This window comes from Streptomyces sp. BJ20 (assembly GCF_022869105.1).
GTDB classification, from domain to species: domain Bacteria; phylum Actinomycetota; class Actinomycetes; order Streptomycetales; family Streptomycetaceae; genus Streptomyces; species Streptomyces griseoincarnatus.
Genome location: NZ_CP094918.1, coordinates 4,793,390 through 4,804,562 on the forward strand (window position 1 = coordinate 4,793,390; position 11,173 = coordinate 4,804,562).

Consider the following 11,173-nt stretch of genomic DNA (forward strand, 5'->3'; position numbering starts at 1 on the left):
AAGTGGCGGGGGTGCAGCGAACGACGACCACAGCAACGCTTCTGGTGACCCTGGCGGTCGCCGCCCTCTCGGGCTGTGTGACGGTCCAGCGTCCCCTCGCACCGGGCCCGGCGACCGCGCCGCCGCCGGGGGCCGGGCACGACGCGGCGGGGCGCGACGCGTCGCCGGTCGTGCAGGCGCCCGCGCGCGAGGCCCTGCGGCGGGTCCCGGCCGACTCCCCCGAGGCGTCCCCGTCGGACCGGGCCACCCCGAAGACCGAGTCCTCGGAGCGGGACGCGTCCTCCGACGCGCGCAACGGGCAGGCGCCGCGCACTCAGCGGCCCCGCGACCCCGAGCGGCCGCAGCCCACCCGGCGCACCCCCGCCCCACGCCCGCCGGCCCAGCTCCCGGGCGGCGGCGGGTCCCTGACCGGGGGCACCTCCGGCGGCTCGGACATCTGCGCACTGGGCCGGGAGTACGGCGGCTGGCCGGCGGACAGCCCGCAGGCGCGCATCTGCCGGGACACCTACGGCCGTTGAGCGAGCCCCGCTCTCACCTCTGCCGGGGCGGCCCCGGCCCCCCGGGCGGCGTCCCGCCCTCCCCCAGCTGCGCCTCCAGCCGGCGGATGGCGGCCCGCACACCCTCGCCGTAGCGGTCGTCGGCGAGGGTACGGGCGGCGCCCCGGGCCCGGTCCAGGTGGGCGCGGGCCGCGTCGGGGCGGCCGAGGCGGAGGTAGTCGGCGGCCAGATTCAGCTGCAGCGACGGGTACAGGCCGCGCACCGCCGGGGCCCCGTCGTACGCCGGGGTACCGCCGGCCTCCTCGGCAGCCGTCAGCGCCCGCAGGTCCCAGGCCAGCTCGTCCCCGGGATCGTCCTGGGTGTCGGCGAGGTAGTGGGCGAGGGTACAGCGGTGCAGCGGGTCGCCGTCCTCGCCGATCTCCGCCCACAGGCCGAGGAGTCGGTGCCGGGCCTCCTCCCGGTCCCCCGCGTGGTGCAGCATCACGACCTGGCCGATCCGGGTGAGCAGGGCGTCCGGCGCCGCCTGCTCTTGTCGCTCCGTCACCGCGTCCTCCGCACCGTCGCCCGTTGTCGCCCCGACGCTAGCCGCAGACAGGGACGATTCCGGACATGCCGCCCCGCGACGTGCCGGTGCCGGGACGGCCCGGCACCGGTCCGGCACCTGGCCTGGCGGAGACGCGGGCGGATCAGCCCAGGTCGGGGATGGTCCAGTCGATCGGCTGGTGCCCCTGCGCCGCCACCGCCTCGTCGATCTGCGAGAACGGCCGGGAGCCGAAGAACTTCTTCGCGGACAGCGGCGAGGGGTGCGCCCCCTTCACCACCACGTGCCGGCTCTCGTCGATCAGCGGCAGCTTCTTCTGCGCGTAGTTGCCCCACAGCACGAAGACCACCGGGTCGGGCCGGTCGGCCACCGCGCGGATCACCGCGTCGGTGAACAGCTCCCAGCCGCGCCCCTTGTGCGAGTTGGCCTCGCCCGCGCGGACGGTGAGCACCGCGTTGAGCAGCAGCACGCCCTGCCGGGCCCACGGCATCAGATAGCCGTTGTCCGGGACGGGCGTGCCCAGGTCGGCGTGCAGTTCCTTGTAGATGTTCCGCAGGGACGGCGGGGTCTTCACCCCGGGCCGGACCGAGAAGCACAGCCCGTGCCCCTGGCCCTCCCCGTGGTACGGGTCCTGGCCGAGCACCAGGACCTTCACCTCGTCGTACGGCGTGGCCTCCAGCGCAGCGAAGACCTCCTCGCGGGGCGGGTAGACGGGACCGCGCGCCCGCTCCTCCTCGACGAACTCGGTCAGCTCCTTGAAGTAGGGCTGCTGCAGCTCGTCGCCCAGAACCCCGCGCCAGGACTCGGGCAGCATGGCGATGTCGGTCACGTCGATTCCCTTGCTCACGTGGTCGTTTCCGATTCTCCGAACCTACCGGCGACCACTGACAGCCGGCCTCGCGGCCGGCTGCCGGGGCGTTCTACCAGCTGGTCTTCCGGGAGAGCTGCCACAACATCATGATCGTGGAGGGGTCCAGGGCGCGCTCGGCGCCGGAGATCTCCCGGCTCGCCGCCACGTACTGCCGGCCCTGCCACAGCGGGAGCAGCCGCGCGTCGTTCACGAGGATCTGCTGGGCCTCCTCGAACTGCTTCACCACGTTGCCCCGGTCGCTCTCGCGGCGGGAGCTGGGCAGCAGATCGTTGACGATCTTCTTGGCCTCGTACGGCGTGCCGAGCGCGTTCTGTTCGCCGACGAACGGGGCGATGAAGTTGTCCGCGTCCGGGAAGTCCGGGAACCAGCCACGGCCGAAGACCGGGTACTCGCCCTTCTGGTAGCCCTCGACGTAGGTCTTCCAGGGGCGGCTCTTCAGCGTGACGTCGAACAGCTCGGACGCCTCCAGCTGCCGCTCCAGCTCCTTGAACTCCAGGGCGGTCTCGGAACCGTAGCGGTCCGAGGTGTACCAGAGGGTGAGCGGCACCCGCTCGGTGATGCCGGCGTCGCGGAGGATCTCGCGGGCCTTGTCGGCGTCGGGCTCGCCGAAGTCGTCGAAGAAGCCGGTGGTGTGTCCGGTCAGGCCCTTGGGGACCATCGAGTACAACGGGTCGACGGTGTCCTTGTAGACCTTGTGGGCGATCGCGGCGCGGTCGACGAGCTGTGCGATGGCCTGGCGCACGGCCTTCTTGCCGGCCCACGGGTCCTTCGGGTTGAACACCAGGTAGTTGATGTCGGTGCCGGAGCCCTCGATGAGCTGGATCTCCTCCTCCTTGGAGGTCCTGCCCTGAAGCTCGACGATGTCGCCCGCGGCCAGACCTCGGTAGGTGAGGTCGATGCGCTTGTCGCGCAGCGCCCCGACCATCTCGCCGGAGTCCTGGTAGTAGCGGATGGTGACCGCGTTGTTCTTCCGGTCGGCGTAGCCCTTGTAGTTGTCGTTGCGGACCAGCCGGGCCTCCTCGCCCTCCTCGTACGACTGGAGGGTGTACGGGCCCGATCCGACGACGCTCTTCTCCTCGCGGAGCGACCCCGCGGGGTAGGAGTCGGGGTCGACGATCGACATCGCGGGGGTGGCGAGCACGAACGGGAAGGTGGTGTCGGGCTTGTTGAGGTAGAAGACCACTTCGCGCTCGTTCGGCGCCTGGACCCGCTCGAGGCTGCCCAGCAGACCGGCCGGGCCGCCGTTGACGTTGATCTGGCGGATGCGGTCGATCGAGTGCTTGACCGCCTTCGCGTCCAGTCTGCCGCCGTCGGAGAAGGTGAGTCCCTCGCGCAGCTCGCAGCGGAACACCTGGTTGGAGGTGTCGGAGAACTCGCACTTCTCCGCCGCGTCCGGCTGGGGGGTCGTCGCACCGATCGGGTAACTCAGCAGCGTCTGGTAGATGTTGCGGAACAGCTCCCAGGAGCTGTCCCAGGACGCGGCAGGATCCAGCGTGCTCGGCGAGCTGGTGGTTCCCACGACGATGGGGCCCTCGTCCTCCGGGCTGTCGGACGCCAGGACGCCACATCCGGTCACCAGGGACGATATGGACGCGATGGCCGCCACCCGCCGCAGGCATCGATTCCGGTTGAACACGCGCACGCTCCTCGATCTGCCATACCAAGGGTCGGCGAACGATACCGCAGTGACACACCGGCTGACCCTCCTCGGAAGGACCCTTGAGATCAACTGGCGGATGACTACGTTGTCACGTGCGTTCCGTGTCCAGAACGCCGACACGGACGCCGTTTTCGTCAACGGCGTCCGTGTCGGACGGGGCGGTGGTGACCGGTGCGCACGCGTGGTGCGCGGTGCCGGCACGCGGATCCGGACCCGGGGTTCCGGCTCACGGATCCGGCTCACGGATCCGGCTCACGGAACCGGCTCACGGAACCGGCTCACGGAACCGGTGGTACGGCCGTGGTACGGATCAGCCGACGCCGGCGTTGAGGAAGATGCCGCCGTCGACGACCAGGGTCTGGCCGGTGACCCAGTCGGACTGGTCCGAGGTGAGGAACGCGGTCGCGCCGCCGATGTCGGACGGCACGCCGAGCCGGCCCAGCGGGTAGGACGCGGCGGCCTCCTCCTCCCGGCCCTCGTACAGCGCCTGCGCGAACTTGGTCTTCACCACCGCCGGGGCGATGGCGTTGACCCGCACCTTGGGCGCGAACTCGTGTGCCAGCTGCTGGGTGAGGTTGATCAGCGCGGCCTTGCTGACGCCGTACGCGGCGATGAAGGGCGAGGGGGCGATGCCCGCGACGGAGGCGATGTTCACGATCGCGCCGCCGTTGTCCTTCTGCCAGGCGTGCCAGGTCTTCTGCGCGAAGCCCAGCGCCGAGATCACGTTGGTCTCGAAGACCTTGCGCGCCACGTTCAGGTCGAGGTCGGCGATCGGCCCGAACACGGGGTTGGTGCCCGCGTTGTTGACCAGGTAGTCGACCCGGCCGAAGGCCTCCATCACGCGCTCGACGGCGAGTGCCTGGTGCGCCTCGTCGTGCGCCTTGCCGGCCACGTGGACGGCCCGGTCGGCGCCGAGCTTCTCGACGGCCTCCTTGAGGGCGTCCTCGTTGCGTCCGGTGATGCAGACCCGGTCGCCGCGCGCGACCAGCGCCTCGGCGACGCCGTAGCCGATGCCGCGGCTGGCGCCCGTGATCAGGGCGACCTTGCCGGTGGGTTCCACTGTCGTCATGTCCGGGTCCTTTAGTCGAGCGGTCCGCCGGCCACGTACAGCACCTGGCCGGAGACGAAGCCTGCCGCGTCCGCGGTGAAGAAGGCGATGGCGTTGGCGATGTCCTCGGGCTCGCCGACGCGGGCGACGGGGATCTGGGTGGCGGCGGCGGCCTTGAAGTCCTCGAAGCCCATGCCGACGCGGTCGGCGGTGGCCTTCGTCATCTCGGTGGCGATGAAGCCGGGGGCGACGGCGTTGGCGGTGACGCCGAACTTGCCGAGCTCCTTGGCCAGGGTCTTGGTGAAGCCCTGCAGACCGGCCTTGGCGGCCGAGTAGTTGACCTGGCCGCGGTTGCCGAGCGCGGAGGAGGACGACAGGTTGACGATGCGGCCGAAGCCGGCGTCCACCATGTGCTTCTGGCAGGCCTTCGACATCAGGAAGGCGCCGCGCAGGTGCACGTTCATGACGGTGTCCCAGTCGGAGACGCTCATCTTGAACAGCAGGTTGTCGCGCAGGACGCCCGCGTTGTTGACCAGGATCGTCGGCGCGCCGAGCTCCTCGGCGACGCGGGCGACGGCCGCCTCGACCTGCGCCTCGTCGGAGACGTCGCAGCCGACCGCGATCGCCTTGCCACCGGCGGCGGTGATCTTCTCGACGGTGTCCTTGCAGGCGGCCTCGTCGAGGTCCAGCACGGCGACCGCGCGACCCTCGGCGGCCAGTCGTACGGCGGTGGCGGCGCCGATGCCGCGTGCGGCGCCGGTGACGACCGCGACCCGCTGCTCAGTGGTGGACATTGCTGCTTCTCCTCGCCCTTGGGATGCGGCTCCTGCGGCCGGCTCGAATCGGTGAGCGACCGCTTAGTACCTTCAGCAGACGTGACGCTAGAAGCCCTGGCACCCGGTGTCAACGGCGCACCGCGCGTGTGTGATCCATTCCCCGCGGCCGGGCGGGCCCCTCCGGCGTCCCGTTCACCCCCGCGGCACCCGATCGGCCCAGCGTTGCGCGCCGTCGGGGCGGGCGGAACCTAGCGTCGAAGCGCGAGCTTCCGCGGCCGGAAAGGAGGCGCCCGATGCGCCGTCGCACCGGTGCCATAGGCACGCTGATCGCGCTCGCCGCGATCGTGCCGATGGCCGACATCGCCCACGCCCAGGACCTGGACTGCAGCGACTTCACCTACCAGGAGGACGCGCAGACCTTCTTCGAGATGGACCGCAGTGACCCGCACCGGCTGGACGAGGACCCCGGCCCGGACGACGGCATCGCCTGCGAGGCGCTCCCCCGCCGGGGCCTGACCTCCTCCACGTTCCGTCCGGCCCCGGCCTCCCGCCCGCCGACGCCGACCCCGAGCCGCACGCCGACGGCCTCTCCCACCCGGCCCACGCCCACGCCGACGCGCACGGCCGCCCCGACCCGGACCGCGACACCGACGCCCACGCCCACGCCCACGCCCACCGCGACGGCGTCCCCGACGCGCACCTCCGCGGCCCCCGCCCCGACCCGCGGCGTCCAGGGCGGCCTGGGCGGCACCTCGGCCGACGGCCCGACGGCCTGGGACCTCGGCATCGGCGCCACATTCGTCAGCGGCGCACTCCTGGCCACGGGCTACGTCATCCGCCGCCGCACCTGACACGCACGGCGTCGGGCAGCGCGGGACGCGGCAACCCGTACCGCCGCGGCAACCCGTACCGCCGCGGCGACCACTGCGCCCCAGGCCGCCGGGATCCCGCGAACTCCGGCCGCCGGGACAACGGCCCGTGGCGCCTCCCCGCCGGATTCGCCCGCCGACGAAGTCACCGGCTGCCCGAGCAGGGCGCGAACGCGCGGTCCCCGGCCGCGGGTGCGACGGCGGACGGTTCCGCGCCGCACCCGCGATCCGACGCGTGGCGTCCGGCTCATCCGCCCACGGGCAGCTGCATGCATCCGGGCCCGGTGGGCAGCACGGCCCGGGCAGCACGGCCCCGGGCACCTTCGGGTACACGGCAGCCCCGCTCACGCCCCGCGTCGGCGGACCCCCGGCCTACCGGACCAGCAGGTCCAGCAAGCGTTCCGTTTCCGCCCCCGGGTCCGCCGTCAGGCCCGTGTGGACCGGACCCGGCTGGACGATCGTCGAGCGGGGGGCGATCAGCCAGCGGAAGCGGCGGCCGGGGTCGTCGTGGGCCGCCTGGCCCGCCGCGTCGCCGCCCGCGCAGACGCCTTCGACCGCGCGCAGCGCGGCCCGTACGCCGGGGACGTCGGCGGCGGGGTCGAGGGCGAGCAGCCGGGCCTCGTCGAGGTGGGTGCGGGCGCCGACGTAGGAGAGGGGCCGGCAGTACACCAGCACCCCCGCGTTGATGCGTTCGCCGCGTTCGATGCGTGGCACGACGTGCAGCAGCGCGTACTCGTAGACGTGCAGGTCGCTCACCGGTCCCCCTCGAGGCCCTCGATGCGGTCGTGGATCCCCGCGGCGCGGGCGAGCAGCGGGCGGGCGTAGGCGCGCCGGAGGTCGTCGGGGCTGTCGAAGCCCGGCTCGCCGGCCAGCCACACGTCGGGGACCTGGGCGGTGACCTCGGCCAGCAGGTCCTCGGTGATGCGCGGGGCCAGGTCCGCCGCCGCCGTGGCGATGTCCGGCGCTGCGCCCCGCAGGGCGTGGTCGGAGGCGTCGTAGGGGCGGGCGGCGGAAGCCTCGGCGCCGGGCCAGTTGTGGTGCCAGATCATGGTCGCGCCGTGGTCGATGAGCCACAGTTCCCCGCGCCGGAGCAGCATGTTGGGGTTGCGCCAGGACCGGTCGACGTTGTTGACCAGGGCGTCGAACCACACGATCCGGCCCGCCTCCTCGGGGCTCACCTGGAAGGCGAGCGGGTCGAAGCCGAGCGCGCCGGAGAGGAAGTCCGTCCCGAGGTTGGTGCCGCCGCTGGACTTCAGCAACTGCTGCACCTCCGGGTCGGGTTCGCCGAGCCCGAGCACCGGGTCGAGCTCGACGGTGACCAGGCGCGGCACCCGCAGTCCCAGCCGGCGGGCCAGTTCCCCGCAGACGACCTCGGCGACGAGCGTCTTGCGGCCCTGTCCGGCGCCGGTGAACTTCAGCGCGTAGGTGCCGAGGTCGTCCGCCTCGATCAGTCCGGGGAGCGAGCCGCCCTCGCGCAGCGGCGCGATGAATCGGGTCGCGATGACTTCCTTGAGCATCGCCCCAGGCTACTGGCGTGTCGCCGCACGTCGGAGGCGGCCCGGTGGTGCGCCGCCGGTGAGCGACAGGCAACCGACAGCTGTGGCTTACGCCCCTCCGACCGCACGCAGGCGAAGCTCTCCGCACCGCCTGAACGGCGTGGGCCCGCCGACCGTACCTGTTTCCAGATCACGCTTCATCCCCCGAAGGGACACACCGGCATGACCGTATCGTTCCAGCCCGCATCGGGACCCGCCCGCCGCACGGTGGTGGCGGCCGCGGGGGCGGCCGGCCTCGCCGTGGCGCTGACCGCGTGCGGAGGTTCCGACGACGGCGCGACAGCCGCTCCCGCCGAGTCCGGCGGCGCGGCGGACGACGCCGCGAACGGCGGCGGCTCGGGCGGGAGTGCCGGCGGCACGCCGCTCGCCTCGACCGCCGACATCCCCGAGGGCGGCGGCAAGGTGTTCGCCGACCAAAGGGTGGTGGTCGTGCAGCCGTCGGCGGGCGAGTTCAAGGCGTACTCCGCGACCTGCACCCACCAGGGCTGCGCGGTGAAGAGCGTCTCCGACGGGCTCATCAACTGCCCCTGCCACAACAGCAACTTCTCCGTCACCGACGGCAGTGTGAGCAGCGGCCCGGCGACCGAGCCGCTGCCGGAGGTGCGGATCACCGTCGACGGTGACTCCATCACCCTCGCCTGAACGGCCGAACCCGTGCACGATGAGCTGGTCCGTGCACCGCACACGCACAGTACGACAGCAGAAGGGGCCGTATGACCGCCACGCAGCGCCGGGGTCGCAAGATCATGATGACGCCCGGGGAGCTGGACGGCTTCCTCACCGAACAGCGCACCTGCCGGGTCGCCACGGTGTCCGCCGACGGCATGCCGCACGTGAGCACCCTGTGGTTCGTGTGGGACGGCGTCTCGATGTGGCTGTACTCGGTGGTGCGCAGCAGGCGCTTCGCGGACCTGCGGCGCGATCCCCGGGTGGCGGTCGTGGTCGACACGGGCGAGGAGTACGACGAGCTGCGCGGCGCGGAGCTGTCCGGACGGGTGGAGTTCGTGGGCGAGATCCCGCGCACCGGTGAGCTCCGGGCGGAACTGGACGTGCCGGAGACGCTGTTCGCCCGGAAGAACTTCGGCCTTGACGAGATGCCGCACGACGGACGGCACGCGTGGCTGCGGCTGACCCCGGAGAAGATCGTGTCCTGGGACTTCAGGAAGCTGGCGCAGCTGTCCTGACGCCCTCCCGGGGAATCCCGGGCCCGGACTCGGGGGCGTCCCCCGTCGGTGCGCCCCCGACCCGCTCCCCCGCCGCCCGCAGCGCCCGCACCGCCGCCCGGATCGACGGGCGGCGGTCCGCGTCGGCGCGCCAGACGACGAACACGTGCCGCCGGACGCGCTGACGCAGCGGCACGGTCACCACCCCGCCGGGCAGCGGGTCGCGTCCCAGCAGCGGCGCGACGCACACCCCGAGCCCCGCGGCCACCAGATTGAGCTGGGTGTGACTCTCGGCCGCGCGGTGCGCCACGATCGGCTCGACGCCCTTGGACCGCAGGGTGAACATCAGCCACTCGTGGCAGAACTCGCCCTCGCCCCAGGTGATCCACTCGTCCTCGGCCAGCTCGGCGAGGTCGATCTCGTCCCGTCCGGCGAGCGGGTGGAAGGCCGGGAGCGCGACGTCGGCCGGGTCGTCCAGCAGCAGCGCCTTGACCAGCCCGTCGGGCAGCGGCATCGGCTTGTTGTACCAGTCGAGCACCACCGCGAGGTCGAGGTCGCCGCGGACCACACCCCGGATGCCGTTCTCGGGCTCCATCTCCCGCGACCGCACCCGCAGTGCCGGGTGGCGTTCCCTCAGGTCGGCGAGCGCGGCGGGGAACAGCCCGCGCGCGGCGGTCGGGAACGCGGAGATCCGCAGCTCGCCCGCGACCTGCCCGCGCTGCGCCTCCAGGTCGGCCTGGGCCAGCTCCACCTGGGACAGGATGCGCGCGGCGTGCTCGGCGAGCAGCCGGCCCGCGTCCGTGAGCCGCACCCCGCGCCCGTGCTTGGCGAGGAGCCGCTGACCCACCTCGCGCTCCAGCTTGGCTATCTGCTGCGAGACGGCCGAGGTGGTGATGTGCAGCCCTTCCGCCGCACCGCTGACCGAGCCGTGCCGGGCGAGGGCGTCGAGGGTGCGCAGGCGCTCCAGATTCAACATGTAAGTGATGCTACGAGATACCACGTGCAATTTCTCGATTGTGCTACGAGGTGGGTCTGCTCCATCGTTACCGGCATGAGCAGCGTCACCGCGTCCACCGCCCCCGTCACCGCACCCGGCCCCGAAGGCTCCGCGCCCACGCCCGTACCCGCCCGACCGCGCCTCGACTGGCGGCTGCGCTTCGCCGCCCTGTCGCTGATCTGGGGCTTCAGCTTCCTCCTCATCAAGGTCGGCACCCAGGGCTACGCCCCCTTCCAGGTCACCCTGGGCCGCCTGGCGTTCGGCACGGCCGTGCTGGCGGTGGCCATGGCGGTACGGCGGGAGGGGCTGCCGCGCGGCGCCCGCACCTGGATGCACCTGGCGGTCGCCGGTTTCCTGCTCAACGCGCTGCCGTTCTCGCTGTTCGCCTTCGCGGAGCTGACCATCCCGTCCACCCTGGCCGGCATCTGCAACGCCACCTCCCCGCTTTGGGGCATGGCGCTGTCCCTGGTGGCACTGCGCGAGGACCGGCCGACCCGGGTGCGGGTGGCGGGCCTGGGCCTCGGCTTCCTCGGGGTGCTGACCGTGCTGGGGGCGTGGCAGGGCTTCCACGGCCTGGACGCGCGCGGTACGGCACTGGCCCTGCTCGCCTCGCTGAGCTACCCCGTCGGCTGGATCTACGTCCGCCGCACCCTCGCCGGCAGCAGCGCGTCGCACCTGTCGCTGACGGGCGGGCAGTTGCTGCTGGCGACGGTGCAACTGGCTGTGGTGACCCCGCTGTTCACCTCGGCGCCGTCGAGCCTGGCGGTCGGCCCGCTGCTCGCGATCGCCGCGCTGGGCACGCTGGGCACGGGCCTGGCGGTCCTCGTCCAGTACGGCATCGTCGCCGAGGTCGGCCCGACGACGGGCCAGATGGTCACCTACTTCGTCCCGGTGATCGCCGCGGCGGCGGGCATCCTGCTGCTGGGCGAGACACTGACGTGGTCGACACCGGTCGGGGCGGCGGTGGTGCTGGCGGGGGCGGCACTGACACAGGTGAAGCCGAAGCGGACGGGGTGACCGGGGCGGGCCGTCCCGGACTCCGCCGACGACCACGGGGCGCGCCCGGCCCGTGGTCCCTCCCCTCGGGCGCCCTGTCGGCGCCTCAGGACCCAGGCGTCCGGCGAGGCGAGCGGCCTCCCTCCACGTCCGTCGGCCCGGGCGGCCGGGACGGGGATGCGTCCAGCACGCCGTCACC

The 11,173-nt window shown here is 72.8% G+C and carries 13 protein-coding genes; 5 read left to right on the forward strand and 8 right to left on the reverse strand.

The genetic code is table 11. The features are described 5' to 3' along the window. The first annotated feature begins 44 nt into the window (after positions 1-44). The gene (locus MTR79_RS21610) at positions 45-518 is read left to right on the forward strand and encodes a hypothetical protein (protein WP_189364149.1); all 474 of its coding nucleotides are present in this window, start codon (positions 45-47) and stop codon (positions 516-518) included. Positions 519-531: 13 nt separating this feature from the next. Here MTR79_RS21610 and MTR79_RS21615 read toward each other — a convergent pair whose 3' ends face one another. The 5 genes from MTR79_RS21615 to fabG form a co-directional block, all read right to left on the reverse strand. After that, positions 532-1,041 (reverse strand): tetratricopeptide repeat protein, encoded by a 510-nt coding sequence (locus MTR79_RS21615; protein WP_189364120.1) that lies wholly within the window; start codon positions 1,039-1,041, stop codon positions 532-534. 142 nt (positions 1,042-1,183) lie between these two features. After that, positions 1,184-1,867 carry a uracil-DNA glycosylase gene (ung, locus tag MTR79_RS21620; RefSeq protein WP_244793271.1) on the reverse strand — a complete coding sequence of 228 codons (684 nt, stop codon included), beginning with the start codon at positions 1,865-1,867 and terminating at the stop codon, positions 1,184-1,186. Positions 1,868-1,958: 91 nt separating this feature from the next. Next, on the reverse strand, positions 1,959-3,545 hold the full coding sequence (locus MTR79_RS21625) for an ABC transporter substrate-binding protein (RefSeq protein ID WP_244791809.1): 1,587 nt from the start codon (positions 3,543-3,545) through the stop codon (positions 1,959-1,961). A 334-nt stretch (positions 3,546-3,879) separates the two neighbouring features. Then, the gene (locus MTR79_RS21630) at positions 3,880-4,638 is read right to left on the reverse strand and encodes an SDR family oxidoreductase (protein ID WP_086705374.1); all 759 of its coding nucleotides are present in this window, start codon (positions 4,636-4,638) and stop codon (positions 3,880-3,882) included. An 11-nt stretch (positions 4,639-4,649) separates the two neighbouring features. Beyond that, the gene (fabG, locus tag MTR79_RS21635; protein ID WP_037638458.1) at positions 4,650-5,411 is read right to left on the reverse strand and encodes a 3-oxoacyl-ACP reductase FabG; all 762 of its coding nucleotides are present in this window, start codon (positions 5,409-5,411) and stop codon (positions 4,650-4,652) included. A 275-nt stretch (positions 5,412-5,686) separates the two neighbouring features. On the opposite strand from fabG, the gene MTR79_RS21640 reads away from it, so the two are divergent. After that, positions 5,687-6,244, forward strand: a complete 558-nt coding sequence (locus MTR79_RS21640) for an excalibur calcium-binding domain-containing protein (protein ID WP_189364123.1) — start codon at positions 5,687-5,689, stop codon at positions 6,242-6,244. Positions 6,245-6,634: 390 nt separating this feature from the next. On the opposite strand, the gene MTR79_RS21645 is transcribed toward MTR79_RS21640, so the two are convergent. Further along, on the reverse strand, positions 6,635-7,018 hold the full coding sequence (locus tag MTR79_RS21645) for a DUF3037 domain-containing protein (protein ID WP_086703815.1): 384 nt from the start codon (positions 7,016-7,018) through the stop codon (positions 6,635-6,637). Then, complete coding sequence (locus tag MTR79_RS21650; RefSeq protein WP_086703817.1) at positions 7,015-7,779, reverse strand: HipA family kinase; 765 nt, start codon at positions 7,777-7,779, stop codon at positions 7,015-7,017. Before MTR79_RS21650 ends, MTR79_RS21645 begins: the two co-directional genes overlap by 4 nt. Positions 7,780-7,980: 201 nt before the next feature. Here MTR79_RS21650 and MTR79_RS21655 point away from each other — a divergent pair, with 201 nt between their 5' ends. Further along, a complete protein-coding gene (locus MTR79_RS21655; protein ID WP_086703818.1) occupies positions 7,981-8,460 on the forward strand; it encodes a Rieske (2Fe-2S) protein in 480 nt (159 codons plus the stop codon). A gap of 71 nt (positions 8,461-8,531) precedes the next feature. Continuing rightward, positions 8,532-9,002: a pyridoxamine 5'-phosphate oxidase family protein gene (locus MTR79_RS21660; protein WP_086703819.1), complete on the forward strand. Its 471-nt coding sequence runs from the start codon at positions 8,532-8,534 to the stop codon at positions 9,000-9,002. Here MTR79_RS21660 and MTR79_RS21665 read toward each other — a convergent pair. Continuing rightward, positions 8,977-9,957: a LysR family transcriptional regulator gene (locus MTR79_RS21665; RefSeq protein ID WP_244791810.1), complete on the reverse strand. Its 981-nt coding sequence runs from the start codon at positions 9,955-9,957 to the stop codon at positions 8,977-8,979. The genes MTR79_RS21660 and MTR79_RS21665 overlap by 26 nt on opposite strands. 75 nt (positions 9,958-10,032) lie before the next feature. Between MTR79_RS21665 and MTR79_RS21670 the strand changes: the two genes are divergently transcribed. Continuing rightward, on the forward strand, positions 10,033-10,995 hold the full coding sequence (locus tag MTR79_RS21670; protein ID WP_244791811.1) for a DMT family transporter: 963 nt from the start codon (positions 10,033-10,035) through the stop codon (positions 10,993-10,995). Positions 10,996-11,173: the final 178 nt, after the last annotated feature.

Excerpts from the sequence above, each read along its gene's own strand:
- MTR79_RS21630 (WP_086705374.1), bottom strand. The coding sequence starts at position 4,638 with ATGACGACAGTGGAACCCACCGGCAAGGTCGCCCTGATCACGGGCGCC.
- fabG (WP_037638458.1), bottom strand. The coding sequence starts at position 5,411 with ATGTCCACCACTGAGCAGCGGGTCGCGGTCGTCACCGGCGCCGCACGC.
- MTR79_RS21640 (WP_189364123.1), top strand. The coding sequence starts at position 5,687 with ATGCGCCGTCGCACCGGTGCCATAGGCACGCTGATCGCGCTCGCCGCG.
- MTR79_RS21650 (WP_086703817.1), bottom strand. The coding sequence starts at position 7,779 with ATGCTCAAGGAAGTCATCGCGACCCGATTCATCGCGCCGCTGCGCGAG.
- MTR79_RS21655 (WP_086703818.1), top strand. The coding sequence starts at position 7,981 with ATGACCGTATCGTTCCAGCCCGCATCGGGACCCGCCCGCCGCACGGTG.
- MTR79_RS21660 (WP_086703819.1), top strand. The coding sequence starts at position 8,532 with ATGACCGCCACGCAGCGCCGGGGTCGCAAGATCATGATGACGCCCGGG.
- MTR79_RS21665 (WP_244791810.1), bottom strand. The coding sequence starts at position 9,957 with ATGTTGAATCTGGAGCGCCTGCGCACCCTCGACGCCCTCGCCCGGCAC.
- MTR79_RS21670 (WP_244791811.1), top strand. The coding sequence starts at position 10,033 with ATGAGCAGCGTCACCGCGTCCACCGCCCCCGTCACCGCACCCGGCCCC.